This window comes from Burkholderia sp. MSMB1589WGS, assembly GCF_001636105.1.
Taxonomy (GTDB): domain Bacteria; phylum Pseudomonadota; class Gammaproteobacteria; order Burkholderiales; family Burkholderiaceae; genus Burkholderia; species Burkholderia humptydooensis.
Genome location: NZ_LNJT01000008.1, coordinates 1,471,001 through 1,497,540 on the forward strand (window position 1 = coordinate 1,471,001; position 26,540 = coordinate 1,497,540).

Sequence of the window (26,540 nt, forward strand, 5' to 3'; positions counted from 1 at the left end):
TTCGCTGATGAAGATCGTGATTGCTCCCGATTCGTTCAAGGAAAGCCTGACCGCGGTCGAAACGGCGCGGCAGATCGAGGCCGGATTCCGCGAGGTGTTCGCCGACGCCGATTACCGGTGCCTGCCGATCGCCGACGGCGGCGAAGGCACGGTCGACGCGCTCGTCGCGGCCGCGGGCGGCGAGCGCCGCAGCGCGAGCGTCGCCGATCCGCTCGGCCGGCCGACGCACGCCGCGTTCGGGGTCCTGCCCGACGGCACCGCCGTGATCGAGATGGCCGAGGCGAGCGGCCTGCATCTCGTGTCGCCCGAATCGCGCGATCCGCGCGTCACGTCGAGCCGGGGCACGGGCGAGCTGATCCGCGCGGCGCTCGACGCGGGCGCGCGGCGCTTCATCGTCGGCCTCGGCGGCAGCGCGACGAACGACGGCGGCGCGGGCATGCTGCAGGCGCTCGGCGTGCACCTCGCGGACGCCGGCGGCCGGCCGCTCGGCCCGGGCGGCGCATCGCTCGCGCGGCTCGCGCGCATCGATGCGGCGGGCCTCGACGGCCGGCTTGCCGATTGCACGTTCGAAGTCGCGTGCGACGTCGACAATCCGCTCGTCGGGCCGAACGGCGCGTCGGCGGTGTTCGGCCCGCAGAAGGGCGCGACGCCGGAAATGGTCGCGGATCTCGACCGGCATCTCGCGCATTTCGCGGCGATCGTCGCGCGCGACGTGGGCCCGGACGTCGCGCGGCTGCCGGGCGGCGGCGCGGCGGGCGGCCTCGGCGCGGCGATGTCCGCGTTCCTGAACGCGACGCTGCGCCCGGGCGTCGAGATCGTCACCGACGCGCTGCGGCTGCGCGACGCGATTCGCGGCGCGAGCCTCGTCGTGACGGGCGAAGGCTGCATCGACGGCCAGACGCTGCGCGGCAAGGCTCCCATCGGCGTTGCGCGGATCGCGGCCGAATGCGGGGTGCCCGTCGTCGCGATCGGCGGCGCGGTGACGAAACAGGCCGACGCGCTGTACGCGCACGGCTTCGACGCGGTCTTCGCGTCCGTCCGGCGCGCGTGTACGATCGACGAGGCGCTGCGCGACGCGGCAACGAACGTGCGCTTCGCGGCGCGCAACGTCGCGGCGGCGATTCGCATCGGCCGGGAGCTCGGCTGTCACGCGTCGCCGCCGCGCGTCGCGTAGCGCACTCGCCACGCATTCATCCCGGGCCGCCCGGCAGCGGGCGGCGCGATCCTCCCGAACCATCCGACTCATTTCCTGCACTGGAACCGGACATGCGAAACGAAAGCCACACCGGCCGCGAGCGCTGCCGTTCGACGAAGATCGTCGCGACGCTCGGCCCGTCGAGCTCGACGGAAACCACGATCGAAGCGCTCGCGCGCGCGGGCGCCGACGTGTTCCGCCTGAACTTCAGCCACGGCGAGCACGCCGATCACGCGGCGCGCCACGCGGCCGTGCGCGCGATCGAGGCGCGCATCGGGCACCCGATCGGCATCCTGCTCGATCTGCAGGGCCCGAAGCTGCGGGTCGGGCAGTTCGCGGGCGGACGTGCGCAGATCGCGAAGGGCCAGCCGTTCGTGTTCGACCTGGACCCCGCGCCCGGCGACGCGCGGCGCGTGTCGCTGCCGCATCCGGAGATCTTCGCCGCCACGCGCCCCGGCCATCTGCTGCTCGTCGACGACGGCAAGCTGCGGTTTCGCGTCGACGCGGCGTCGGCGGCGCGCATCGAGACGACCGCGCTGCTCGACGGGATCGTGTCCGACCGCAAGGGCGTGAGCGTGCCCGACGCGCCGCTCGCGATTCCGGCGCTGTCCGGGAAGGATCGCGACGATCTGGAATTCGGGCTGTCGCTCGGCGTCGACTGGGTCGCGCTGTCGTTCGTGCAGACCGCGCAGGACGTGCGCGCCGCGCGCGCGCTGATCGGCGCGCGCGCGGCGATCGTCGCGAAGATCGAGAAGCCGCAGGCGGTGGCGAACATCGTCGACATCGTCGACGCCGCCGATGCGGTGATGGTCGCGCGCGGCGATCTCGGCGTGGAGATGTCGCTCGAGGACGTGCCGAGCGTGCAGAAGCAGATCATCAGGCTCGCGCGCGCGGCGGGCAAGCCGGTGATCGTCGCGACGCAGATGCTCGAATCGATGACGCTCGCGCCCACGCCGACGCGCGCGGAGGCGTCCGACGTCGCCGCGGCCGTCTACGACGGCGCCGACGCGGTGATGCTGTCCGCGGAATCGGCGTCGGGCCAGTATCCGGTCGAGGCGGTCGACTTCATGCGCAAGATCATCGCGACGACTGAGGCGGACCCGATCCAGCCGCAACTGATGAAGGCGATCGTCACCGCGCACGCGCCGAACGCGACCGACGCGATCGGCGCGGCGATCGAAGTGGTTTCGGACACGCTGCGGCTCGGCGTCGCGGTCACGTACACGGCGTCGGGCGCCACGGCGATACGCCTGTCGCGCCTGCGGCCGCGCACGGCGATCCTGAGCCTCACGCCGCGCGCGGACATCGCGCGGCGGCTCACGCTCGCATGGGGCGTGCGCTCGCGCGTGGCGGTCGAGGCGGCCGGCATCGAGAACATCGTCGAGATCGCGATCGAAGCCGCGCACGCGGAAGGATTCGCCACTGACGAACGCCCGATCGTCGTCGCCGCGGGCGTGCCGTTCGGCCATCCCGGCTCGACGAACCTGATGCGCATCGTCTGGCCGACCGAAATGACGCGACAATAGGCGTCGGGCCGCACGATGGCCCGCGGCCTGCTTCGCCGTCTGCCTTGCAGCCCGCTCCACGGCCCGCTCGCCGCCGTTCCTGCCATTCGACCTGACCGCCATGATGATCGATGCCCGTCTCGCGACTGAAATCGTCGCACGCACCGTCGAAGTGATGCCGTTCGACGTGAACGTGATGGACGCGCACGGCCTGATCCTCGCGAGCAGCGACGCGGCGCGCGTCGGCGAGATCCACGCGGGCGCGCAGCTCGCGCTCGCCCGGGCGCGCGCGGTCGAGATCGACGACGCGATGGCCGCGAACCTGAGCGGCGCGCGGCCCGGCATCAACCTGCCGCTGAGCGTGCGCGGCAAGGTGTGCGGCGTGATCGGCGTCACCGGCGAGCCGGACGCGGTGCGCGGCTTCGGCGAGCTGCTGCGCGTCACCGCGGAATTGATCCTCGAGCGCGAGCAGTTGACCGTCGAATTGCGCCGCAACGCGCGCCATCGGGAAGAGTTCGTGCTTCAGCTTCTGAGGCGCACGGCCGCGGCCGCCGAGCTGGAAGCGTGGGCCGACCGGCTCGGCATCGACCTGCGGCTCGCGCATGCGGCGATCGTGTGCCGCCTGAGCGGCGTCGACGCGGACCCGGAAGCGGGCGTCGGCCAGATCGAGGCGATGCGGTCGCAACTGGCCGACGAGTGGCCGCAGTTGCTGAGCGCGCAGACGTCGTATCGGGAGCTCGTGATGTTCGATGCGATCGACGCGCGCGCGGTGCGCGACAGCGTGCTCGCGACGCACGCCGGCAAGCGGCTCGCCGCGCTGGAGGGCACGTTGCGCAAGGTCGCGACGCAGCCGTTCTCGCTCGCGCTCGGCATCGCGCTCGACGGCATCGACGGCTTCGAGCGCTCGTATCAGTGCGCGCTCGCGACGCTTCGCGTCGGCGCGGCGCGCACGCCGCAAAAGGCTGCCTATTCATACTACGACTTCGTGCTGCCCGTTCTGCTGTCGGCGCTGTCGCAAGGCTGGCAGGCACGGCAGTTGCGGCTGCCGCTCACGCGCCTGCTCGCGCGCGAGCGGCGCTCCGGCGCGCTGCTCGACACGCTGAGGGCCTGGTACGCGAACGACGGCCACCCGAGCGCGACGGCGCAAGCGCTCGGCATTCACCGCAACACGCTCGACTACCGGCTGCAGCAGATCCGCGACGCGACGGGCCTCGATCTCGGCGCGATCGACGATCGGCTCTGGCTCTATATCGCGCTGCAGACGATGGCGGGCAGCCGCGACGGCGGCGAGGACGACGCCGACGCTGACGGCCGACGTTCGGCGAGCTGATCGCCGCCGCGCCCGATCGATTTTGGAAATGTACGTAAGAAATACGGATATCCAGTTTGAAATGCCGGGCTCGATAAATGTCGATAATATGTCGTTCGATCGGGATATAAGTCGCCAAATAAAATCGCATGATTTCGATGGCGTGAATGGCGGGATGAATTGATTTGCCCGGAATTATATTTAATAAAAATGCCGCGCTTTTGTACGAATGCATTCTTGCGAATCGCGTTTAAACTTCACGCGTTTTGTCGTAGACTGCGTTTCGTTTCAATCATCCCGACTGGTACAGGGATATCGCCGTCGCAACTCGCGGCGTTTCATTGAAACGCCGACCGTTTCCCGTTTCGCTTCAATGCTTGTCGCTCGAACCGGTACCGGCGGGCCGCTGGCGCCGGAACGCCGTTGATCGGCCGATTTCCGTGCGGCGTCCTGTCGGTCGCCGGGGCCAAGTCGTTTGCATGCGGCCGATGAATCGCATCGATCATTGGCGCACGGAAAACAATCGAATCATTCGGCGTTTTTCATCCATGCAGCCGGTGGATTATTTCGAAATCCCGTTCATCGCCGTGTGCGATTCGGGGTGAAATCGGGCATTTCGGATCGCATCGGCGCCCGTTGTCGGGATTCGATCGAACAATTCCGCTATTTGCCGGGCAAGCGGCCGGTTCGTCTCACGCAGTCGAGTGTCAATCGGCTGCCGGTCCGTCTTTGCGAGGATCGGCGGCCAGTCAGGTAGGGATTCACCCGCAATCGTCAATCGACGCGTCCGCGCGGACGCGCCCGGACGTTCGTTCACCACTTGCACCACCAGCATGGAGTACCTGCACCATGACGACATCCACTCTCGATTTGCCGCGCGTTTCCGAACACGAATCGCGCGCCACTTCGCCGCACAACATCGTCGACCTGCTGTTGCGGGCCGCACGGCTGCATCCGCATACGGGCGTGCGTTTCATCGCCGCGCAATCCGAGGAAAAGGGCGCTTTCGTCACGTATCCCGAACTGCTCGACGAGGCGCGCCGCATCCTGGGCGGCCTGCGCTCGCGCGGCTACCGGTCCGGCATGAAGGTCGCGCTGCTGCTCGAGCACGCGAACGATTTCATCCCGGCGTTCTGGGCGTGCGCGCTCGGCGGATTCGTGCCGTGTCCGCTCGTGCCGATCCGCAACGATCCCGAGCGTTGGGCAAAGCATCTCGCGCACGTCGACACGCTGCTCGACCATCCGCTGCTCGTCACCACCGAAGCGCTGAAGAGCGATCTGCCGGGCGGCGCGTTCGCCGTCAACCTGAACGCACTGCGCGCCGGCGCGCCCGACGAATCGGTTCATGCCGCGCAACCGTCGGACCCGGCCGTCTTCGTGCTCACGTCGGGCTCCACCGGCAATTCGAAGGCGGTCGTGCTCACGCACGGCAACCTGCTCGCGTCGATGGCGGGCAAGAACGACCGGCAGCAGCTCGCCGGCGCGGACGTCACGCTCAACTGGATCTCGTTCGATCACGTCGCCGCGCTGCTCGAAGCCCACCTGCTGCCGCTCTGCGTGGGCGCCGTGCAGCTCCATGTCGAATCCGCGGCGATCCTGACCGATCCGCTGCGCTTCCTGCGGCTCATCAGCCGCTATCGCGTCACGATGACCTTCTCGCCGAACTTCCTGTTCGGGCAACTGAACGCCGCGCTCGAAGCGATGGGCGACGAGGCGCTCGCGGCGTGGCGCCGCTCGGTGGATCTCTCGTCGCTGCGGCACGCCGTGTCGGGCGGCGAGGCGATCGTCGTCGCGACCGGGCAGCGCTTCCTCGATCTTCTCGCGCCGTGCGGCCTCGCGCGCGACGCGCTGTGGCCCGCGTTCGGGATGACCGAGACGTGCGCGGGCTCCGTGTATTCGCGCGAATTTCCGCACGGCGACGCGGGCCGCGAGTTCGCGTCGCTCGGCCTGCCGGTGGCCGGGCTGCAGATGCGCATCGCGGACGACCGCAACAACGTGCTGCCGGACGGCGAAGCGGGCGAGTTCCAGGTGCGCGGCCCGATGATCTTCCAGTGCTATTACAACAACGCCGAGGCGACGCGCGCGGCGTTCACGAGCGACGGCTGGTTTCGCACGGGCGATCTCGGGCGCATCGAGCGCGGCCGGCTGTGGCTCGTCGGCCGCAGCAAGGACAGCATCATCGTCAACGGCGTCAACTACTTCAGCCACGAGCTGGAGACGACGCTCGAAGCGCTCGACGGCATCAAGCGCTCGTTCGTCGCGGCGTTCCCGACGCGCAGCGCCGGCGACGAATCCGAGCAGCTCGTCGTGACGTTCACGCCGTCGTTCCCGCTCGACGACGAGGACGCGCTGTATCGCGTCATCATCGCGATCCGCAACAGCACGATCCTGCTCTGGGGCTTCCGGCCCGCGTTGATCCTGCCGTTGCCGGAAGACGAGTTTCCGAAGACGAGCCTCGGCAAGACCCAGCGCACGATCATGCGCAAGCGGCTCGAAGCGGGCGGCTACGACGGCTGCAAGGCATTGGTCGCCGATCTCGCGAACCGGCAGATGGGCGGCTACGCCGCGCCCGAGGGCGACACCGAGGCCGCGGTCGCCGCGATCTTCGCGGAGATGTTCCAGGTCGCGCCCGACGCGATCAGCGCGACCGCGAGCTTCTTCGATCTCGGCGGCACGTCGCTCGACATCCTGAAGCTCAAGCGCCACGTCGAGCAGCGGCTCGGCGTCGTCGACCTGCCGATCGTGACGATTCTCCAGAATCCGACCGTGCGCGCGCTGGCCGCGCGCCTCGCGTCGGGCGAGCGCGTGACGGCGGGCGATTACGACCCCGTCGTGCCGCTGCAGCTCACGGGCGGCAAGACGCCGCTCTTCTGCGTGCACCCCGGCGTCGGCGAGGTGCTCGTGTTCGTCAATCTCGCGAAGTATTTCGTCAACGAGCGCCCGTTCTACGCGCTGCGCGCGCGCGGCTTCAACGAAGGGGAGACGTATTTCTCCAGCTTCGACGAGATGGTGAACACGTATGCCGACGCGATCCGCAAGCGGCAGCCGCACGGACCTTACGCGGTGGCCGGCTATTCGTACGGCGGCGCGGTCGCGTTCGAGATCGCGAAGGTGCTCGAATCGCAGGGCGAGCGCGTGGATTTCGTCGGCAGCTTCAATCTGCCGCCGCACATCAAGTACCGGATGGACGAGCTCGACGAGGTGGAAGGCGCGGTCAACCTCGCGTTCTTCCTGTCGCTGATCGACAAGCAGCAGTCGCTGACGCTGCCGCCGCAGTTGCGCGCCGCGATGCCGGCACAGGACCCGCTCGCGTACCTGATCGACCACGCGCCGCCCGGGCGGCTCGCCGAGCTCGATCTCGATCTGCCGAAATTCCGCGCATGGGCGGGGCTCGCGCAATCGCTGCTGACGCTCGGGCGTTCGTACGTGCCGTCGGGCAGCGTGCAGGCGATGTCGATTTTCTACGCGATCCCGCTGCGCGGCACGAAGGACGACTGGCTGAACAACGAACTGCGCCGGTGGGACGAGTTCACGCGCGCGCCGAATCGCTACATCGACGTGGCGGGCGAGCACTACACGCTGATGGGGCCCGCGCACGTCGCGACGTTCCAGGCGGTGCTGCGGGCCGAGCTCGATCGCGCGCTCGGCGGCAAATGACCGATGTCCGACATCACGATGAACAAGGAGAAGAGGCTCATGGCAGTGTCTGTCAACGAAGCGCGCGGTGACGCGAAACGGCGGCACGCGAAGCGCAAGGTTCTGATCACGGGCGCGACCGGCCAGGTGGCGCGGCCCGTCGCCGAAGCGCTGGCGGCGCGGGACGAGGTGTGGGCGATCGGCCGGTTCGGCGATGCGAGCGTGGAGGACGCGTTGCGCGCGAAGGGCGTGAACACGTGGCGGTGGGACATGGAGCGCGACACGCTCGACGGCCTGCCCGACGACTTCACGCACGTGCTGCACGCGGCGGTGAGGCGCGGCGAGGACGGCGATTTCGACAAGGCGATCGAGATCAACACGGTCGCCACCGGGCGCCTGATGACGCATTGCCGCCACGCGGAATCGTTCATCTATGTATCGAGCGGCAGCCTGTACGCGCGGCAGGCGCTCGATCATCCGTATGCGGAGACGGACCCGCTGAACGGCGTCGCGCACTGGCTGCCCGCCTATCCGATCGTGAAGATCTCGTGCGAGGGCGTCGTGCGCGCGTTCTCGGCCACGCTCGGCCTGCCGACCGTGATCGCACGCCTGAACGTCGCGTACGGCCCATACGGCCACGGCGGCGTGCCGGTGCTGCTGTACCGGCAACTGCTCGCCGGCAAGCCGGTGCCGGTGCCGCGCGAAGGCCAGAACTGGGCGTCGCTGATCCACACCGACGATCTCGTCCGCCAGGTGCCGCTGCTGTGGGAGGCGGCGAGCTCGCCCGCGCTCGTGCTGAACTGGGGCGGCGACGAGGCCGTCGGCATTCAGGATTGCCTGCAATACGTGGCGGACATCACGGGCGTCGATGCGCGTTTCGAGCGCAGCGACGTGACGCGCGAAACCTATGCGTTCGACAACACGAAGCGGCGCGCGCTGATCGGCGATTGCACGGTGCACTGGAAGGAAGGCGTGCGCCGGACCATCGAAGCCCACTTCCCCGGCGCGGTGAAGGCGCTGCCGGCCGAGCAGCGCTGACGCGCGAGACAGGAGCTATTTGCAATGTCGATCAACATGCAGACCGTGCGCGAGTCATACGAGGCCTTCCACCGTCGCGACCTGCCCGGCGTGCTCGCGGCGCTCGCGCCGGACGTGCGCTGGACCCATCCGGACGGCATGAGCCCGTACGGGCTCGGCGGAACGAAGCGCGGCCACGACGAAGTGATCGCGTTCATCAGGCACGTGCCGACGCACATCGCCGAGATGCGGATCGAGCCTGAGGAGTTCATCGAGTCCGGCGAGCGGATCGTCGTGCTCGGCTCGCGCCGCGTCACCGCGGTCAACGGGCGCAGCGCGACGCTGAGGTTCGTGCACGTGTGGCGGTTCGAGAACGGCCGGGCGGTCACGTTCGAGGATCACTTCGACACGGCCGAGATGATCAAGCTGATCGCGGCCTGACCGTACCGGCTCGCGCGGCGCGGGCCGCCGCCGACATGCCGCATTCATACGCGCTCTTGCGCATTCGCATTTCGATCGATCACTTGAAAGGAGAAAACTCATGACGGAAGTGCAGGCGGGACAGCCGCCGCATATCGCGATACTGCAGATGGTCACCGGCAAGTGGCACGCGCAGGCGCTCTATGTCGCCGCCGAGCTCGGCATTGCCGACCTGCTGGCGGAGCGGGAACGCACGGCGGACGAACTGGCCGCCGCGACGGACACCCATCCCGAGGCGCTTTACCGCATGCTGCGCGCGCTCGGCAGTCTCGGCGTGTTCGTCGAGGAAGAGGGCCGGCGGTTTCGCAACAGCCCGCTCGGCGACACGCTGCGGCGCGACGCGCCGGGCTCGATGCGCGGCTTCGTGCGGCTCGCGGGAATGGACGCGGGATGGCGGGCATGGGGGCAACTGATGTACAGCGTCAAGACCGGACGCAGCGCGTTCGAGCATGTCGTGGGCGGGCCGGGCTTCGCGTACATCGATGCGCATCCGGAGATCGCGACGATCGTCAACGATGCGATGACGAGCATCAGCGAGCTGGAATCGCCGGCGGTGGCGCGCGCCTATGATTTTTCGCAAGCGCGCACGATCGTCGACGTGGGCGGCGGCCACGGCTTTCTGCTCGCGACGCTGCTGCACGCGAACCCGAATGCGAACGGCGTGCTCTTCGAGCTGCCGCACGCGTGCGAAGGCGCGCGGCAGCTTTTCGCGAAACACGGGCTGACCGGGCGGGTGAAGGTCGTCGCGGGCGACGCGAGCAAATCGATCGACGCGCACGGCGACGTGTTCGTGATGAAGCACGTGATCTGCGACTGGGACGACGAGCAGGCGACGCGGATCATGGCGAACTGCGCGGAGGCGATGCGCCCGGGCGGCAAGCTCCTGCTCGTCGATGCGGTGCTCACGCCGCCGGGCGAGCCGCATTTCGCGAAGCTGCACGATCTCGAAATGCTGATCATGAGTTCCGGCGGGCACGGGCGCACGGCCGAAGGGTACGGGCGGCTCTATGCGGCGGCCGGGCTGTCGATGACGGCCGTTCATCCGACGCAAGGCGCACTGAGCGTGATCGAGGGCGTCAAGCCGTGACGGCGTGACCGCGATTCGGTGGCGAAGCCGCCCGCGCGGCTTCGCCGAATGCGTCGCGGCCGGCGCACGGCGGTTTTGCGTCGTAAGGTAGCGGGCGGCCCGCGTCCCGAGCCTCAGTCGCGCATCGCCGCATTCTGCATGTCGAGATGAGGCGCCGCGCTGACGTTGCGCCCCAGCATCTTCGCGCGATACAGCCCCGCGTCGGCGGCCGCGACCAGCGCGCCGGGCGTTTCGAACGGATTGCCGCTGCTCGCCGCGTAGCCGGCGCTCACCGTCACGTAGCCGGGCGTCGTATCGGCCGCGATGCGTAGCCGCTCGACGGACTGCCGCGCCTGTTCGGCGATCGCCGCCGCGCCGCGTTCGTCCGTCCCGGGCAGCACGACGGCGAATTCCTCGCCGCCGTAGCGCGCGACGAAATCGGTCGCGCGGCTCGCCACGCTGGACAGCGCGGCTGCGACGGCGGCGAGGCACGTGTCCCCTTGCAGGTGGCCGAACGTGTCGTTGTACTGCTTGAAATGATCGACGTCGACCATCACGAGTGCGATCGGCAAGTGGTGCCGGCGCGCGTAGTGAAAGGCGTGTTCGAACTGCTCGTTGAAATAGCGGCGGTTGTACACCATCGTCAGCGCGTCGTGCGAGGCGGTTCGCACGAGCGACGTATGCGCGTCGAAGAGCCGCCGGTACAGCATCGTCACTTCCCAGACGAGCACGCATACGAGGATGCCCGGCGTGAACATGCTGAACAGACGCGCGACGTACCAGCCGGCGCTGAAGCGCGTCGTGCTCAGCAGATTCAGGCTGGTATCGGCGAAAGAGGCGAGCAGGACGACAATGAGCCAGACGTCGAGCATCGTCCTCATTCGGCCGACGAGCAGCGCGGCCGCGAACGCGCCGAGATTGATCGTCGAGACGACGATCGCAGCCGGATTGGCGGCGAGCAACGCGTTGTCGAGCGACGGGTCGAACGGCTCGGGCAGATCGACGGACAGTGCGACGGACCCGAGCACGATGCCGGTTGCGACCGGCACGCCCGCCAATGCCGCCAGCCAGAGGCCGACGTGACGGGTGTCGTCGAGCCGCTTCGCGAGCCGGTATCGCGTCAGCATCGCGAGCACGACGAACAGCGGGAAGCCGCCGTGCCAGAACATCCATATCCATGCCGCGCTGTAACGCCGGGCGCCGATCAGGCCGGTCGGCGCAAAAACGCCCGGAAACGCGAGCAGTTGCAGCGCGACCGTGGTCGCGATGAACGCATACGCGCCGGCCAGCGTGCCGAGAACCGGGCGACGCATGACGGTGAACTGCGCGCCGAGCAGGAAGGCCGCGATGATCGACGTGCTGAACACGGTCAACGCGCACATCGGCAGGAACGGCTCGATCGTCGGCAGCCTCAGATTCGCGTTCGGCGCGGTGGCGACGAGCGCGCCCAGCGTCAGCAGCGCGAATGCTCCGGCCCCAAGCGTCTGCAGACGAGACGGGCGCTGAATGAGAAAACCATCCATTGGACCTCCCGAACGCGAAAGCCGACGCCGCCCTCCGGTGGGCGGCGAATCGTAGCGTGGAAAGCGGACCCGTGACGCGTCCCGTGCGAATGGATCGCGTATCGATACGCGCCCCTTCGCGACGTTGATTCACTTTAGTTCATTCCGGGATGCGCCGTCATGCGCGCGGAGCCGGCGCGACGGCGGCGTGGCGCGAAACGAATTGTTCCGATGGTTGCGTCCGTTCGCGCCAGCACGTTCGCGGCGACAGGGGCGCGTAATGTTGTCAATTCGTTCCGTGCCGGCCGCGCGTACCATACCCATTGCCGTTCCGGAATGCGTAGCCGAAGGCACGCGGATTGCCGGCCAAATGCATTTTCACGCCGCCGCAACGAAGGAGAGCGCCATGACTCGACGTTTCGATGCGATCATCATCGGCACCGGTCAATCCGGTCCCCCGCTCGCGGCCCGGCTGTCCGCCGCGGGCATGAAAGTGGCCGTCGTCGAGCGCGCGCGCTTCGGCGGCACCTGCGTGAACACGGGCTGCATTCCGACGAAGACGTTGATCGCGAGCGCCTACGCCGCGCATCTCGCGCGGCGGGCCGGCGAATACGGCGTGACGCTCGGCGGGCCGGTCACGGTCGACATGAAGAAGGTGAAGGCGCGCAAGGATCAGGTTGCCGGGCGCTCGAACCACGGCGTCGAGCAGTGGGTCCGCGGCCTCGAGAACGGCACGGTCTACCACGGGCACGCGCGCTTCGAGAGCGCGCGCACGGTGCGCGTCGGCGACGCGTTGCTCGAAGCCGGGCGGATCTTCATCGACGTCGGCGGCCGCGCGCTGATTCCGCCGATCCCGGGCCTCGATCAGGTGCCGTACCTGACCAACTCGACGATGATGGACGTCGATTTCCTGCCCGGGCATCTGATCATTCTCGGCGGCAGCTACGTGGGGCTCGAGTTCGGCCAGATGTACCGGCGCTTCGGCTCGCGCGTGACGATCGTCGAGAAAGGCCCGCGGCTGATCGGGCGCGAGGACGAGGACGTGTCGCGGGCGGTGCGCGAGATTCTGGAAGGCGAGGGCGTCGACGTTCGGCTCGACGCCGATTGCCTGAGCGTGCGGCGCGACGGCGGCGGGTTGACCGTCAGCCTCGATTGCGCGGCCGGCGCGCATGAGGTGACGGGCTCGCACCTGCTGCTCGCCGTCGGGCGCGTGCCGAATACCGACGATCTCGGGCTGGAGAAGGCGGGCGTCGAAACCGATGCGCGCGGCTATATCCGGGTGGACGAGCAGTTGCGCACGAACGTGGCGGGCATCTGGGCAATGGGCGACTGCAACGGCCGCGGCGCGTTCACGCATACGTCGTACAACGATTACGAGATCGTCGCGGCGAACCTGCTCGACAACGATCCGCGCAAGGTCTCGGACCGCATTCCAGCCTACGCGATGTTCATCGATCCGCCGCTCGCGCGCATCGGGCTCACGCAGGCCGAGGCCGCGCGCTCGGGGCACAGGCTGCTGGTCGGCACGCGCCCGATGACGCGCGTCGGGCGCGCGGTGGAGAAAGGCGAGAGCCTGGGCTTCATGAAGGTGATCGTCGATGCGGACAGCCGCGCGATTCTCGGCGCGTCGATCCTCGGCGTGACGGGCGACGAAGTCGTGCATTCGCTGCTCGACGTGATGTACGCGAAGGCGCCGTACACGACGATCAGCCGCGCGATGCACATTCATCCGACCGTGTCGGAGCTGGTGCCGACGCTGCTTCAGGATTTGCATCCGCCCGCATAGGGCGGCGGCGAACGCGCCGGCCGTAATCGCAGCGGCGGCGCGCCGTTCAGGCATGCGCGGTCGGCGCGCGCGTCGCCCCGCGCGAGCGGCCGCCGCGCGTCAATGCGAGCTCCAGCCCTTGTAGCTCTTCACGTTGTCGCGCGTGACGAGCGTCGGCTCGAGCAGGATCATCGCGTTCCCAGGCTTGTGCCCGTTCATGATTTCGTAACCGACCGACACAGCCTTCTTCGCCATCGCGAACGGGTCCTGGCTCGACGATGCCTGCACCTGCGTATCGCTCTTCAGCGCGATCTCGATGTCGGGCGCGCCGTCGACCGACGTGATCACGATGCCGGTGCGATGCAACTGCTTGGCGGCGAGGTCGCTGCCGATCGCCTGCGGATCGTTGATCGCGAAGAGCCCGTCGACCTTCGGGAAGCGCGTCAGGTAGCCCTGCATCGCGTTCATCCCGCCTTCGCGCGAGCCCTTGCCGTCCTGGTCGCCCGACAGCAGCTTGAGGCCCGGATTCTTCGCGAGCACCGCCTTGCAGCCGTTCACGCGATCGACGACGGCCGACACCTGCGGGCCGTTCTCGATGATCACATTGCCCTTGCCGTTGAGCTTCTTCGCGAGGTAGTCGCACGCGAGCTCGCCCGCCTTCACGTTGTTCGTCTGCACGGTGGCGTCCGCGCCGGAAGCCGCGACGTCGACCGCGATCACCGCGATGCCCGCCGCCTGCGCCTTGCGCACGGCGGGCTCGATCGCCTTCGGATCGGCGGCGTTCAGCAGGATCATGTCGACGTGGGCCGAGATGAAGTTGTCGATCTGCGTGAACTGCTTGTTCAGGTCGTAATCGGCGGAAACCGCGGTGACTTTCGCGTTCGGATTGATTTCCTTCGCCTGCGCTTGCGCGCCTTTCACGACGGTCACGAAGTACGGATTGCCGAGCGAGCCGACGGTGATGCCGATCGACTTGAGCGGCTTGTCGGCCGCGTGCGCCGCGCATGCGGCGAACGTGAGCGCGCACGCGGCGGCGGTCTGAACGAGCTTGTGCTTGATCTCCAACATGTCGTTGTCTCCGTATGGTCCGGGATGGAGGGCGCGCGCGAGGACCTGCGCGCGCGCCGCATGGCGGCTGATGATGTCAGGTGCGGGCCGATTCGTGCTGGCGGTAGCGGTCGAGCGCGACCGCGCCGATGATCACGAGCCCCTTGATGATGTATTGCCAGATGTCGGACACGCCGAGCAGCACGAGCCCGTTCGACAGCACCGCGATGATCAGCGCGCCGATCAGCGTGCCGACGATCGAGCCGACGCCGCCGACGAAGCTTGTGCCGCCGAGAATCACCGCGGCGATCGCGTCGAGCTCGTACGACTGGCCGAGCTGCAGTCCGTTCGCCGCATACAGCCGCGCGGCGGACATCAGCGCGCCGAGGCCGGCGAGCAGGCCCGACGTTGCGTAGACGAACAGCTCGATGCCGCGCACGTTGATGCCGGACAGCCGCGCGGCCTCCGGGTTGCCGCCGACCGAATAGATCCGCATGCCGAGCACCGTGCGGCGCAGGATGAACCACGAGAGCGCGACGACGGCGAGCGCGATCACGACGAGCCACGGCACGCCGAGGATCGAGCCGTTGCCGATGAACGCGAATGGCAGTTGCGGGTTGAAGATCGTGGTGTCGTTGCCCATCAGGCGCGCGATGCCGCGCACGGCGGTCAGCGCGCCGAGCGTGACGATGAAGGGCGGCAGGCGCAGGAACGAGATCAGCCCGCCGTTGACGACGCCGAACACGAGCCCGACCGCGAGCGCGGCCGGAATGCCGAGCCAGCCCCAGCCGGGAATGTTCGACGCGAGCAGCGACGCGACCGCGGCGGCCGCGAGCACCGAGCCCACCGACAGATCGATGCCGCCCGTCAGGATCACGAACGTCATGCCGGCGGCGAGCACGATGTTGATCGACGCCTGCTGCGTGACGATCGACAGGTTCTGCAGCGTGAAGAAACCGTCGGTCATGAAGCCGAAGCCGACGCACAAAAGCACGAGAACGGGCAGCATGCCGGCCGTGCGCATCAGCGCCTGCATCCGTGCGCGGCGGTCGGCGGCGCGCGGTGTCGCGCGGTGTTGCGCCGCGCCCGGCGGCGCGGAAGCGATCTCGCTTTGCTTCATCTGTTGGTTCATGGCGATAACCCGAAGGTGAAATGACAGGACGGCGGCGGCCGCTCAGTGCGCGGCCGCGGCCTCGGTGCGGGAGCCGGTGGCGAGCGCGATGATCGCTTCCTGCGTGATCGGCTCGCCCGTGTGTCCGCCGAGCTCGCCGGCGATCCGGCCTTCGCGCATCACGAGCACGCGGTCGGCCACGCCGATGATCTCCGGCAGCTCGCTCGAGATCACGATCACGCCGACGCCGGCGCGCGCGAGATCGTTGATGATCCGGTAGATCTCTGATTTCGCGCCGATGTCGACGCCGCGCGTCGGCTCGTCGAGGATCAGCACGCGCGGCTTCGTCTCGAGCAGGCGCGACAGCAGCACCTTCTGCTGGTTGCCGCCCGACAGCGCGCCGACGTGAACGTTTGCGTGCGGCACGCGAATCGACAGCGCGGCGATCGCGTCGCGCGCGCGCTGCGCGCCGCGTGCGAGATCGAGCGCGCCGAGCCGCGCGTCGCGCCCGCACACGGAGATGTTGATGTTGTCGCGCACGCTCATGTCGAGGAACAGGCCCTGGCGCTTGCGGTCCTCGGTCAGATACACGAGCCCGGCGTCGATCGCGTCGCGCGGCGAATGCGCATCGAACGCCTTGCCGCCGAGCGTCACTTCGCCGCGCACGCGCGGCTCGGCGCCGAAGATGAGCCGCGCGAGCTCGGTGCGGCCCGCGCCGACGAGGCCCGCGATGCCGAGCACTTCGCCCGCGTGCAGATCGAGGCTGCAGCCGCGCACGCGGCGGCCGTCCGCGACGTCGCGCACCGACAGCAGCAGGTTGCCCGGATCGTATGGCGCGTGCGCTTTCTTGTAGAAGCCCGAAATATCGCGGCCGACCATCATGCCGACGAGCCGCTCGGCCGACAGCGAATCGCGATCGAGCGTGCCGACGTACGCGCCGTCGCGCAGCACCGACACGCGGTCGGACAGCTCATAGATCTCCGCCATCCGGTGGCTGATGTAGATGATCGCGAGCCCCTCGGCGCGCAACTGCCGGATCAGCCGGAACAGGTTCTCGGTCTCGCGCGACGAAAGCGGCGTCGTCGGCTCGTCCATCACGAGGATGCGCGCCTTCGTGTGGACGGCGCGCGCGATCTCGACGAGCTGCTGCTCGGCGATCGACAGCGTGCCGACGAGCGTGTTCGGCCCGAAATCCGCGCCGAGCCGCTCGAGCACGTCCTGACAGCCGCGCGCCATCGCGGCGCGATCGATCGTGCTCCAGCGGCCGTTGCCGCGGCGCAGCTCGCGGCCGACGTAGATGTTCTCCGCGACGGTCAGGTTCGGCGCGAGGCACAGCTCCTGATAGATCACCGCGATGCCGGCGTCGCGCGCGGCGAGCGGGCCGTCGATCGCGACGGGCGCGCCGTCGATCCGGATCTCGCCGCCGGGATCGGCCTGATACGCGCCCGACAGGATCTTGATGAGCGTCGACTTGCCGGCGCCGTTCTCGCCCATCAGCGAATGGATTTCGCCCGGATGGGCGGTGAGGCTCACGCCGGCGAGCGCGCGCACGGCCGGGAACGTCTTGCTGATGCCGCGCATTTCGAGCAGCGGCCGTGACGGATCAGAACGCGGCATATCTGACCTCCTGAGAATCCACGCCGGCGCCGCGGAGAATGCCGGCGCGCGGCGAGAAGTTGAAGAACATCGGCAGCGTCGCGGCGCCGATCGCGCCGGCGTCCGGGCCGAACGAGCCGCGCACGAGCACGGGCGTGCCGCGCGCTTCGGGCGCGAGCGCCGCGAGCGCGGCGTGCAGGCGCGCGATCAGCGTGTCGATGAGGCCCGCGTCGGTGTCGGCGTCGAGCACGACGACGGGCGAATCGAGCACGGCGAGCGTCGCGCGCAGCGCGGGCGCGAGCGCGTCGACGCAATCGTCGATCCATTCGCCGACGGCCTTCGCGCCGCGCGCGACGCACGCTTCGAGATCCGCGCGGGTCTCGACTGTTTCGCCGCAGTGGCGCAGATGCCGGACGAGCCCGTTCAGCGATGCGCGCGTGATCAGGATGTCCCATGCGCCGCGCGGCTTCGGCGCCGAAGGCAGGCGGCTCGGCGGCACCGGCATCATCGCGAAGTCGCCCGCGTTGCCGGTGACGCCGCGCAGGCAGTCGCCGTCCACCGCGATGCCGCCGCCGATCGCGGGCCCGAGGAACAGGTAGACGAAATCGTCGCGCTGCCGGCCGCAGCCGTAGAACAGCTCGGCGATCGCGGCGGCGTTGCCGTCGTTTTCGCTGAAGACGGGCAGCTCGATCGCGCGATCGAGCTCGCGCGCGAAATCGACTTCGGCCCATGTGCCGAACGCGTCGGCGGGCAGGTCGATCTCGCGCAGCCAACTGCCGAGGTTGTACGGCTGCGCGACGCCGACGCCCGTGAGCCGCGCGCGCTCGTGCGCGGGAAGCAGCCGCTGCATCGCGGCGACGTCTTCCCGGACGATGTCGAGCACGACGGCGGGCGGCGGCAGCAGCGTGTCGTGCGAGCGGCGGCCGATCACGTCGCCGGCGAAGTTGACGAGCGCCGTCTCGATGCGCATCCGGTCGAGCCGCACGCCGATGCCGAACGCGCCGCGCGGGTCGAGCCGGATCAGCGAAGCGGGCTGGCCGCGCTGGCCCTCGGCGCGGCGGCCGGCGAATTCGATGAGCTTCGCTTCGGCGAGCGACGCGATGATGCTGCCGACCGCGGTGCCCGTCAGATTGGCGAGCCGCGCGAGATCGGCCTTCGACGCACTGCCCGCGCGCCTGAGCGTCTTCAGCAGAAGGCGCTCGTTGTAGCGGCGCACGTTGGCCGAGTTGCTGCCCTGGCCGATGTGCGGACTCCTCATGATGTCTCCTCCTCCAGCCGGCACGGGGCGCCGGAGGTTAAATAAATCAAGTTGATTTATTTAACTGCGCGACGCGCCATGTGTCTGCCTAGGGGATTCCCGAGGAACGACGGCTTGATGTAAGGAAATGGCGGCGGGCGAATGACAAACAGCTTTCAGTGGTGCATGCGTTGCCGAAGATGTTCGCGCTGTATGCGGCCGTCGAGCGATCCGGCGGCGCTTGGCTTGCGCGAACGGGCGTCATGCCGGCGGTGCGCCGGCTGCTTCGTCATCCGAAACGGAAGAGCGCGGAGGGCATCGAGCGGAGTCGTGGCCGAGCACGGGTAGCCACGATCCTTGTTCGTGTGCCGAAGGGCGTGTGCGGCACGCGTGAGAACGGGAGCGAGCGCGTTGCCTCCGGCATCACGGCGAAGCCGACGGCGGCCGCAGCGGCTGCGCGCCGGCGATGTCGGGGCCGCCGCGCTGCGCTTCGACAGGCGGGGGCTTCGCCGCCGGTTCCGGATTCCAGCTCGTTCCGCCCGGCTTGACCTTCATGGGCGGCAGCGCCTTGACGAGCGGCCGGCTAGGCGGCGCGGGCGTGGGCGGCGCCGTCCGCGTGCGATCGGCCGCGGGCGCGGCGGGCGCAGGCACGGGCGCCGGCGTTGCGGCGGGCGGCGGATGCCGGTTCGACAGCAGTCCTGCGCGCCAGCCCGCCGCCGCCACGCCCAGCAGCGCGCCCGAAACGAGCACGATCCGGCGCGTGCGCGACGTCATCGCCAGTTCACCTGATCGTTCAGCGTCAACGTGCCGCTCGCGGGCGTCTGAAGCGCTCGGTTGCCCGACCAGTTCTCCCACGTCACGCTGCCGTCCGCGTTTTTCCGATAGTACTTGTACTGGATCGCCTGACCGGCCGGCATGTTGACGGTGTTGCTCCACACCGGGTAACGGGCCGGGTCGACCGGAATGCCGAGATCGGTGTTCCAGTTGCCGAGCGCGGCGACGTTGCCCGTCACGTACATCTGCTGGCCGAGCTGCGTGCTCGCGTTCACGTTGACCGCCACCGACACCTGCCCGCTCTGCAGCGGCGCGACGCAGTTGCTGTAGCGCGCGCAGACCACCGACGGCACGTCGGCGATGCGCCCCGCCTGGATCGACGCGAGCAGGCTGATGTACTCGCCCATCGCCCAGTTGAGCGGCGCCATCGATTTGGTCGGCTGCCCCGGCGCGTAGCCGGCGGGCGTCGTCACTGCCCAGCCGTCGGGCAGCGTCGTCGAATTCGACCATACCTGCTCCGGCACGAAGCCCTCGGGCGTCGTCAGTTGCTTGAGCGTCGAGAAGTACGCGCTGCCCGCGTTGCCGCTGCCCTGGCGCGCGATCTCCACCATCCCGCGCTCGGCGGTGAAGATCGGCCACAGTCGGCCGGCGCCGGTGCCGTCGAAGTCGCTGCCGTCGTTGTGCTCGCCGTAGCCGTCGAAGTTGTAGCGGAACCACGCGTTCGGCGACAGCGCCGGCGCGTTCGCGATGCTCAGCGTCTGGCCGAGCACGCTGTCGTAGACCGAGATCGTGTTGACGATCGTCGGATCGGTCGCGCGCTTGACGCCCATCCGGACGAGCTCGAAGAAGCCGCCGTCGACGACGCGCCGCGCATCGTGGCTGCCGCCGCCGTTCTTCACGGTCAGCGTCTGCGGCGTGTCCGGGCCCGCGGTGGGCGCGAAGCTCGCGCGATCGGTGCCGGCGCCCGCGCGGCCCGCCGGATTGATCCGGATGTAGTAGCTGCCGTTGCCGAACGTGCCGCTCGACGTGTACGTCCACGCCGCGACGTTCTCCTGCCAGTAGTCGGCCGCGGCGAGGTAGCGCGCGGCGCTCGCCGTGTCGCCGTTTTGCGCGGCGATGTCGGCTGCCGTGACGAGGCCCGCGATCTCGGCGGCGATCGTCGACGGCGAATAGCCGGCGTTCTCTTCCCAGCGCTCCTGGTACGTCCACGGGCCGGTGTTGACGATGTAGTCGGCGGTGAGCTTGATCTTCGGCCACAACGGATTGAACACGCTCGGGCCGAGGCGCCACGCGAGGATGATCGGCATCGCCTGCTCGTCCATCTGCGTGCCTTGCCAGTACGGCCAGCCGTTCACCCACGCGTTCTGCGGGAAGCGCCCGATGCGGCTGTAGCCCTGCGCGCAGCCGGATGCGTTGTATTCGGCGGTGCCGCAGTCCGTCGTTTGCTGCAGCGTGTTGAACAGATAGTTGACGACGCTCGTCGCGCTCGACGTGTCGCCGGCCGTCGTCAGCGCGTTCGCGAACTTGAACAGGTCGCGCGGCCATACGAGGTGATAGCCGCCCGCGTTCGAATCGCCCTGCGTTTCGCCCCACGGCGTGCCGATGCCGGCGATCATCGCGCCGTTGCTCTTGTCCTGCATCGTCTTGAGCGTCATCGCGGCCAGATAGTAGCCGTCGTCCGCCGCGCCGTTCTGCGACGACAGGCCCGCCGCGTAGGTGTGCCACGCGGTGTCGTACTGCTGCTGCTCGCCGGCGAGATCGCTGCCGAGCACCGTGTTCGCGTCGCCGAGCGCCTGATCCTGCGTGCCGCCGAAGCCGAGCACGACGTCGAACGACACGCTCGTCGCGCCCGGATCGCCGAGATCGATCCAGCCCATCTGCGCGACGTTGCCGTTGGTCGCGGACGAGAACGTCCAGTCCATCGTCTTGTCGGCGGTGCCGCCGAGCAGGTCGGTCCAGCCGTCGCTCTGCCCGACGAAGCCGTTCGACGTCATGCCGGCGCCGTTGACCACTTTCCACGGGCGGCTCGCGACGAGCGCCGAATAGCGGCTGTTGTGATTCGCGACGAGCGCGGTGCCGCCGCTGCTGGACACCGTTTGCGCGGTGTTGTTGCCGCCGGCGTTGTCGAGGTACGGCTTCGACAGCATGTAGAGATTGAAGTCGCCGACCTTGTGGCCGTTGAGCGCGGTGAACGTGACGCGCTGCACGATCGCGTTGTAGTTCGGATCGGCGAAGACGGTCTTGCGGATTTGCCAGTTATGCGAACTGTTGCTGGTCGTCACCTGCCAGCTCATCGTGCGCGCGTCCGTTTGCGCGGCCGAGTAGGCCTGCAGCTTTTCTTCGTCGACGAAGGTCTTGCCGGCATCGCCGACGAGGAACTGCAGGTCGACGGACTCCGGCGTGTCGAGAACCGGATAGTAGACCTCGGACAGAATGCCGCGATAGCCGGTGAAGTAGACCCGTGACGCGCCGCCGACCGCCGTGCCGAGGAACGACTTGGCCGAGGGGCCGCGCACGGGCGTCGCGCCGGGCGAGCCAAATGCTTCGGCAGCCGAAGCATTCGCCGGCGGGAGCGCCGCGCCCGCGAGCGCGGCCAGACTGCAAACCAGCATCGCCTGTTTGAATCCGAAGTGCTTTGCCGACATTTTTTCGTCTCCGTTATGAGTGTGTTCGTTATCGTTCTTGTAGCAAAACAACACCCGCTGTATCTCACGCGAAGTCGAAAGAGTCAATATTTTCAATGTTTTGTAGTCGACTATGTATTGATACTACATCCGCGGGAGCAGGTGCGAGGCGGATCGGCGGGAGCGGGCGATGTGTCACGCATCGCGCCGTCGTGCGCGATGCGGATGTCTCGCGGATGTTGTCGGGAAGGATGCCGAACGAATCGCCGAGTGAACGCGAGCGACCATCAACGCTGAAGCGTCGGAGGCGCGCTCGTTACGCGGGGCGCGCAGGCAATGTGCGCGCCGAGGTCAATCAATGATGCGCGTAGGTCGCGCGGTCGATGACCGCCGGCGCGCCGAGCGCGCCCGATCCTGCCGCACTTGCTCGCGCGTCAGCGGTTGCCCGGCGGCCTGCGCGTGAGCCGCGACGCTTGCGCCGAACAGCACGCTCGCAATGGCCAAACGAATCGTCGTCTTGTTTATCTTTTTCTCCGGGTATCGATCGTCCGACGAAAAATCCCGATGTCGGATATGCACTTTTGTCGCAGGCGCAAGATTGCGGCATCGAGTGCACGACGCCGCATGACGCCACACGACGTCGCATGAAGCTGCGCGAAGGGGCGACGCCACACGTTCGCGGCCACGCCCGTCAGAACTGATGCAGCAGCGCGAGCCGCACGGCGTACTGGTTCGGCCCCGATGCGATGTCGGCCGCGCCCGGGATGTACGCATAGTCGAAATCGGTGCCCGTGTGCGCGTTCATCGCGTGCTGGTAGACGCCTTCGACGAACACCGACGAGCGCTTCGACAGATCGTAGTTGAGCTTCATGCTGAGCTGATGCCACTTCGGATCGAACGCGCCGACCGTCGAATCGGCGCGCGCCTGCGCATACGTGTACGCAGCGCCGACGTAGAACGCGGGCGTCACATGATAGAGGCCGTTGATCTCGAAGTTGTCGAACTTCCACGATTTCCAGCGCCCGCCCGCGGGTTGCGTCGTGCCGGTGAAATACGCGTTCGCGGTCGGATCGTAGACGTCGACGTGCGAATACGCGAAGCCGATCAGCGCCTTCGAGAATTCGTAGGTCGCGCCGATGCCGATGTTCTGCTGCGACGACGCGTCGAACGTGTTGTCGCCCGTGACGGCGCCCGCCGAATCCGCACTGCGCGCGTTGTTCATCTTCACGTACGACGCGCCGACTGTCAGGCCGCCGTGCTGGTATTGCAGCGCCGCGCTGTAGAGGCGATTGTTCGCGAAGCCGCCCGCCTGATTGCTGAACGCGTACATGCCTTCGGCGGTGAAGCCGTACCACGTCGGCGAGACGTACTTGACCGCGTTGTTCACGCGGAACGAGTAATCGGTGTTGTCGTTGTCGTATGGGTGCGCGAACAGGTAGCCCGTCCAGTTGCCGTTCGCGGTGAGCGGCGAGAACATGTCGACGCTCGGATCGTATTGGCGGCCGAACGTCAGCGTGCCGTGGCGCTCGGACGCGATGCCGACGAACGCCTGCCGGCCGAATTCGCGATTGCCCTGGCCCAGCCTGCCGTTGTTGACGTCGAAGCCGTTCTCGAACTGGAAGATCGCCTTGTATCCGCCGCCCAGATCCTCGGTGCCCTTCAGCCCCCAGCGGCTGCCGTAGTCGTAGCCGCTTTGCAATTGCACCGTGCCGTGGCCGCGCGCGTTGCTCGTGTAGTTGATGCCGTCCTCGATCTTGCCGTACAGCATCACGCTGCTCTGTGCGTGCGCGGCCGCGGCCAGCACGACGGCCGGCGCGACGATCCCCCAGCGCTTGTTCATGTCGATCTCCCGAATCTTCCCATTGCCGATCAGATGCGTGCGCTGGAGGCCCGGGTTGCGCCCGGCGTCTGCGGCGACGCGACGGGCGCAGTGTAATTAGCCGTATTTGTTGCGTGAGTCGCCCGTGATGGAAGAGTGCGTTCCGGATTGGCCGATGTTTGCCGATGGGGGAAACGGTTACGATGGACGCGCGCGAAGGCTCGCGACGTCAGTCGAGCGGCTTGCCCGCCTTGTCGTTCATCGAGCCCAGCGCGATCAGCGTCAGCGCGCCGCAGCCGATCGCGTACCACGCGGGCGCGTTCGCGTTGCCCGTTGCGGCGATCAGCCATGTGACGAAGAATTGCGCGAAACCGCCGAAGATCGCGACGCCGACGCTGTAGACGAGCGCGCCGCCCGTCGCGCGCACCGCACGCGGGAACAGTTCGCCGAGCATCGCGCCCGTCGCGCCGATGTTGATCGCATGCACGGTCGCGAGCGCCGCGATGATCGACAGCAGCGAGGCCGCGCCGGGCCAGTGGTTCAGCGCGATGAACGCCGGATAGATCGCGAGCATCAGTGCGATGCGCGTCCACCAGACGATCCGGTTGCGACCGTAGCGATCCGACAGATGGCCGCCGATCGGCGTGACGACCGCGAGGATCGCGCCGGCGAGGCAACCCGCCGACATCGATAGCCAGCCCGGCAGATGCAGCACCTGTACGCCGTAGATCGCCATGTAGAACACGATGATGTAGTGAATCGACGTGCCGCCGATCGTGATGCCGAGGCCGGCGAACACGGCCCGGCCGTGATGGCGCAGCACGTCGGCGAGCGGCAGCGGCGCAGCGTCCCCTTGCGATGTGGACGCGGCCGCCGGCGCTTCGTCGATCGTGCGCCGCAGCCAGTAGCCGAGCGGCACGAACAGCGTGCCGATGATGAACGGCACGCGCCAGCCCCAACTTTCGAGCTGCGCGGCGCTGAGCGTCGACGTCAGCAGCACGCCCGTGAGCGCGCCGGCGAGCGCCGCGAGCCCCTGGCTCGAGAACTGGAACGAGGCATAGAAGCCGCGTTGCGCCTGCGGCGCCTGCTCGATCAGCAGCGTGGTGGACGCACCGACTTCGCCGCCGGATGCGAATCCCTGCAGCAATCGCGCGGCCACGAGCAGCAGAGGCGCCGCGATGCCGATCTGCGCGTAGGTCGGCGCAGCCGCGATCGTCACGGTGCCGAGCGCCATGATGAGCAGCGTGGCGATCATCGCGCGCTTGCGTCCGGCGCGATCCGCGTAGATGCCGATCACGAGCCCGCCGAGCGGCCGCGTGACGAACCCCACGCCGAAGCTCGCGACCGCGAGCATCAGTTGTCCGAACGACGAGTGCACCGGGAAGAACAGCTTGCCGATCAGGATCGCGAAGAAGCTGTAGACCGTGAAATCGTAGAACTCGAGCGCGTTGCCGACAGCGGCCGCGGCGATCAGACGCCGCTTCTTCGCGGCGGCGCGTGCATCGGCCGGCGCGCCGGCGAAATTGAGAGCGGACGTTTCCATGTGACCCCCGAGGAGCGCGAGACGGCGCGGCAATAAGGCATCAGGCGGCGAGCCAGGCTTCGGCGAGCCGCACCCAGTAGCTCGCGCCGATCGCGAGGATGTCGTCGTTGAAGTCGTAGCCGGGGTTGTGGACCATGCAGCCGCCCTTGCTGCCGACGCCGTTGCCGATGAACGCATAGCAGCCGGGGCGCGCCTCGAGCATGTATGCGAAATCCTCGCTGCCCATCAGCGGCGCGGCTTCCGCGTCGACGCGCGCCGCGCCTAGCATCCGGCGCGCGACGTCGGTCGCGAAAGCGGTCGGCTCGGCGTGATTGACGAGCACCGGATAACCGTAGTCATACTGAACGTCCGCCGAGACGCCGAAGCTCTCCGCCTGGCCTTTCGCGAGCGCTTCGATGCGGCGCGCGAGCAGCGCGCGCACGTCGGGGTTCAGCGCGCGCACCGACAGCTTCATCACGACGGTCTCCGGAATGACGTTGAACGTCTCCCCGGCCTGCACGCTGCCGACGGTGATCACGGCCGCCTGCTGCGCGTCGATTTCGCGCGCGACGATCGTCTGCAGCGCGACGATGATGCTGCCCGCCGCCGACATCGGGTCGCGCGCGAAATGCGGCATCGCGCCGTGGCCGCCGACACCGCGCAGCGTGATCGTCACGCGATCGGACGAGGCCATCGCGGCGCCCGCGCGGAACGCCATGTCGCCCGCCGCGCGCCCGGGCATGTTGTGGATCGCGAAGATCGCATCGCAGGCAAAGCGCTCGAACAGGCCGTCATCCATCATCGCCTTGGCGCCGCCGAAGTTCTCTTCCGCAGGCTGGAAGATGAGGTTCAGCGTGCCGGAGAACCGGCGCGTCGCGGCCAGGTGGCGCGCCGCGCAGAGCAGCATCGCGGTATGCCCGTCGTGTCCGCACGCATGCATCTTGTTCGCGTGGCGGCTCGCATACGGCAGGCCCGTCGCCTCGGCGATCGGCAGCGCGTCCATGTCCGCGCGCAGGCCGAGCGTGCGCGCGCCTTGCCCCTCGCGCAGCACGCCGACGACGCCCGTCTTGCCGAGCCCGCGATGCACGTCGTAGCCCCAACCGGCGAGCAGCTCGGCGACGAGATCGCTCGTGAGCGTCTCCTCGAACGCGAGCTCGGGGTGCGCGTGGATCCGGCGGCGCACGTCGATCAGCTCGGGCGCGATCGCGGCGATGCCGGCGATGACGGGATTCTCGGACGGGTCGGAATGCATGTTGTTTCCTCGTGGAGCGTGGGGGCGCGCGTGCGCGGACAGGTCGACGAAGCATATGAATTTTTTTTGCGCACCATAAGCTG

The 26,540-nt window shown here is 68.4% G+C and carries 19 protein-coding genes; 8 read left to right on the plus strand and 11 right to left on the minus strand.

Annotation, left to right across the window (positions count from 1 at the left end; all coding sequences use genetic code 11):
- The first annotated feature begins 7 nt into the window (after positions 1-7).
- The 3 genes from WT16_RS24245 (at position 8) to WT16_RS24255 (ending at position 4,030) form a co-directional block, all read left to right on the plus strand.
- A complete protein-coding gene (locus WT16_RS24245; protein WP_015602548.1) occupies positions 8-1,174 on the plus strand; it encodes a glycerate kinase in 1,167 nt (388 codons plus the stop codon).
- Between the two features lie 92 nt (positions 1,175-1,266).
- The gene (gene pyk / locus WT16_RS24250; protein ID WP_063534399.1) at positions 1,267-2,721 is read left to right on the plus strand and encodes a pyruvate kinase; all 1,455 of its coding nucleotides are present in this window, start codon (positions 1,267-1,269) and stop codon (positions 2,719-2,721) included.
- Between the two features lie 100 nt (positions 2,722-2,821).
- Complete coding sequence (locus tag WT16_RS24255; RefSeq protein WP_063534400.1) at positions 2,822-4,030, plus strand: sugar diacid recognition domain-containing protein; 1,209 nt, start codon at positions 2,822-2,824, stop codon at positions 4,028-4,030.
- A gap of 541 nt (positions 4,031-4,571) precedes the next feature.
- Here the strand turns inward: WT16_RS24255 and WT16_RS35170 are convergent.
- Positions 4,572-4,844 carry a hypothetical protein gene (locus WT16_RS35170; RefSeq protein WP_156436732.1) on the minus strand — a complete coding sequence of 91 codons (273 nt, stop codon included), beginning with the start codon at positions 4,842-4,844 and terminating at the stop codon, positions 4,572-4,574.
- A 14-nt stretch (positions 4,845-4,858) separates the two neighbouring features.
- Here WT16_RS35170 and WT16_RS24260 point away from each other — a divergent pair, with 14 nt between their 5' ends.
- The 4 genes from WT16_RS24260 to WT16_RS24275 all read left to right on the plus strand — a co-directional run bounded on the left by WT16_RS24260 (position 4,859) and on the right by WT16_RS24275 (position 10,229).
- Positions 4,859-7,666: a non-ribosomal peptide synthetase gene (locus WT16_RS24260; RefSeq protein WP_063534401.1), complete on the plus strand. Its 2,808-nt coding sequence runs from the start codon at positions 4,859-4,861 to the stop codon at positions 7,664-7,666.
- 39 nt (positions 7,667-7,705) lie between these two features.
- Positions 7,706-8,683 carry an NAD(P)-dependent oxidoreductase gene (locus WT16_RS24265; protein ID WP_063534955.1) on the plus strand — a complete coding sequence of 326 codons (978 nt, stop codon included), beginning with the start codon at positions 7,706-7,708 and terminating at the stop codon, positions 8,681-8,683.
- A 24-nt stretch (positions 8,684-8,707) separates the two neighbouring features.
- Positions 8,708-9,103 carry a nuclear transport factor 2 family protein gene (locus WT16_RS24270; RefSeq protein WP_015603358.1) on the plus strand — a complete coding sequence of 132 codons (396 nt, stop codon included), beginning with the start codon at positions 8,708-8,710 and terminating at the stop codon, positions 9,101-9,103.
- A 100-nt stretch (positions 9,104-9,203) separates the two neighbouring features.
- Positions 9,204-10,229, plus strand: coding sequence for a methyltransferase (locus WT16_RS24275; RefSeq protein WP_063534402.1), 1,026 nt, complete (start codon positions 9,204-9,206; stop codon positions 10,227-10,229).
- 113 nt (positions 10,230-10,342) lie between these two features.
- On the opposite strand, the gene WT16_RS24280 is transcribed toward WT16_RS24275, so the two are convergent.
- Positions 10,343-11,731, minus strand: a complete 1,389-nt coding sequence (locus WT16_RS24280) for a GGDEF domain-containing protein (protein WP_015603642.1) — start codon at positions 11,729-11,731, stop codon at positions 10,343-10,345.
- A 385-nt stretch (positions 11,732-12,116) separates the two neighbouring features.
- Between WT16_RS24280 and WT16_RS24285 the strand changes: the two genes are divergently transcribed.
- Positions 12,117-13,496, plus strand: a complete 1,380-nt coding sequence (locus WT16_RS24285; RefSeq protein WP_063534956.1) for an FAD-containing oxidoreductase — start codon at positions 12,117-12,119, stop codon at positions 13,494-13,496.
- A gap of 99 nt (positions 13,497-13,595) precedes the next feature.
- Here WT16_RS24285 and WT16_RS24290 read toward each other — a convergent pair whose 3' ends face one another.
- From WT16_RS24290 to WT16_RS24335, 9 genes are all read right to left on the minus strand, one after another.
- Complete coding sequence (locus WT16_RS24290; protein WP_015602678.1) at positions 13,596-14,543, minus strand: ABC transporter substrate-binding protein; 948 nt, start codon at positions 14,541-14,543, stop codon at positions 13,596-13,598.
- Positions 14,544-14,619: 76 nt separating this feature from the next.
- Positions 14,620-15,654 carry a branched-chain amino acid transport system / permease component family protein gene (locus WT16_RS24295; protein ID WP_015603444.1) on the minus strand — a complete coding sequence of 345 codons (1,035 nt, stop codon included), beginning with the start codon at positions 15,652-15,654 and terminating at the stop codon, positions 14,620-14,622.
- 42 nt (positions 15,655-15,696) lie between these two features.
- On the minus strand, positions 15,697-17,250 hold the full coding sequence (locus tag WT16_RS24300; protein ID WP_015603781.1) for a sugar ABC transporter ATP-binding protein: 1,554 nt from the start codon (positions 17,248-17,250) through the stop codon (positions 15,697-15,699).
- The gene (locus WT16_RS24305; protein ID WP_006028466.1) at positions 17,237-18,487 is read right to left on the minus strand and encodes an ROK family protein; all 1,251 of its coding nucleotides are present in this window, start codon (positions 18,485-18,487) and stop codon (positions 17,237-17,239) included. The genes WT16_RS24300 and WT16_RS24305 overlap by 14 nt, the downstream gene beginning before the upstream one ends.
- A 402-nt stretch (positions 18,488-18,889) precedes the next feature.
- Positions 18,890-19,240, minus strand: coding sequence for a hypothetical protein (locus WT16_RS24310; protein WP_063534403.1), 351 nt, complete (start codon positions 19,238-19,240; stop codon positions 18,890-18,892).
- Positions 19,237-21,885 (minus strand): glycoside hydrolase family 15 protein, encoded by a 2,649-nt coding sequence (locus WT16_RS24315; protein ID WP_063534404.1) that lies wholly within the window; start codon positions 21,883-21,885, stop codon positions 19,237-19,239. The genes WT16_RS24310 and WT16_RS24315 overlap by 4 nt, the downstream gene beginning before the upstream one ends.
- Before the next feature lie 670 nt (positions 21,886-22,555).
- Entirely contained in the window at positions 22,556-23,704 is a 1,149-nt protein-coding gene (locus tag WT16_RS24325; protein WP_063534405.1) for a porin, read from the minus strand.
- Positions 23,705-23,912: 208 nt separating this feature from the next.
- Positions 23,913-25,226: an MFS transporter gene (locus WT16_RS24330; protein ID WP_063534406.1), complete on the minus strand. Its 1,314-nt coding sequence runs from the start codon at positions 25,224-25,226 to the stop codon at positions 23,913-23,915.
- Positions 25,227-25,266: 40 nt separating this feature from the next.
- On the minus strand, positions 25,267-26,457 hold the full coding sequence (locus WT16_RS24335) for a M20 aminoacylase family protein (RefSeq protein WP_059933534.1): 1,191 nt from the start codon (positions 26,455-26,457) through the stop codon (positions 25,267-25,269).
- Positions 26,458-26,540 lie beyond the last annotated feature (83 nt).

Excerpts from the sequence above, each read along its gene's own strand:
- WT16_RS24310 (WP_063534403.1), bottom strand. The coding sequence starts at position 19,240 with ATGACGTCGCGCACGCGCCGGATCGTGCTCGTTTCGGGCGCGCTGCTG.
- WT16_RS24245 (WP_015602548.1), top strand. The coding sequence starts at position 8 with ATGAAGATCGTGATTGCTCCCGATTCGTTCAAGGAAAGCCTGACCGCG.
- WT16_RS24285 (WP_063534956.1), top strand. The coding sequence starts at position 12,117 with ATGACTCGACGTTTCGATGCGATCATCATCGGCACCGGTCAATCCGGT.
- WT16_RS24265 (WP_063534955.1), top strand. The coding sequence starts at position 7,706 with ATGGCAGTGTCTGTCAACGAAGCGCGCGGTGACGCGAAACGGCGGCAC.
- pyk (WP_063534399.1), top strand. The coding sequence starts at position 1,267 with ATGCGAAACGAAAGCCACACCGGCCGCGAGCGCTGCCGTTCGACGAAG.
- WT16_RS24275 (WP_063534402.1), top strand. The coding sequence starts at position 9,204 with ATGACGGAAGTGCAGGCGGGACAGCCGCCGCATATCGCGATACTGCAG.
- WT16_RS24280 (WP_015603642.1), bottom strand. The coding sequence starts at position 11,731 with ATGGATGGTTTTCTCATTCAGCGCCCGTCTCGTCTGCAGACGCTTGGG.
- WT16_RS24255 (WP_063534400.1), top strand. The coding sequence starts at position 2,822 with ATGATGATCGATGCCCGTCTCGCGACTGAAATCGTCGCACGCACCGTC.
- WT16_RS24300 (WP_015603781.1), bottom strand. The coding sequence starts at position 17,250 with ATGCCGCGTTCTGATCCGTCACGGCCGCTGCTCGAAATGCGCGGCATC.
- WT16_RS24315 (WP_063534404.1), bottom strand. The coding sequence starts at position 21,885 with ATGTCGGCAAAGCACTTCGGATTCAAACAGGCGATGCTGGTTTGCAGT.
- WT16_RS24260 (WP_063534401.1), top strand. The coding sequence starts at position 4,859 with ATGACGACATCCACTCTCGATTTGCCGCGCGTTTCCGAACACGAATCG.
- WT16_RS24295 (WP_015603444.1), bottom strand. The coding sequence starts at position 15,654 with ATGAACCAACAGATGAAGCAAAGCGAGATCGCTTCCGCGCCGCCGGGC.
- WT16_RS24270 (WP_015603358.1), top strand. The coding sequence starts at position 8,708 with ATGTCGATCAACATGCAGACCGTGCGCGAGTCATACGAGGCCTTCCAC.
- WT16_RS24290 (WP_015602678.1), bottom strand. The coding sequence starts at position 14,543 with ATGTTGGAGATCAAGCACAAGCTCGTTCAGACCGCCGCCGCGTGCGCG.
- WT16_RS24325 (WP_063534405.1), bottom strand. The coding sequence starts at position 23,704 with ATGAACAAGCGCTGGGGGATCGTCGCGCCGGCCGTCGTGCTGGCCGCG.
- WT16_RS35170 (WP_156436732.1), bottom strand. The coding sequence starts at position 4,844 with ATGCTGGTGGTGCAAGTGGTGAACGAACGTCCGGGCGCGTCCGCGCGG.
- WT16_RS24330 (WP_063534406.1), bottom strand. The coding sequence starts at position 25,226 with ATGGAAACGTCCGCTCTCAATTTCGCCGGCGCGCCGGCCGATGCACGC.
- WT16_RS24305 (WP_006028466.1), bottom strand. The coding sequence starts at position 18,487 with ATGAGGAGTCCGCACATCGGCCAGGGCAGCAACTCGGCCAACGTGCGC.
- WT16_RS24335 (WP_059933534.1), bottom strand. The coding sequence starts at position 26,457 with ATGCATTCCGACCCGTCCGAGAATCCCGTCATCGCCGGCATCGCCGCG.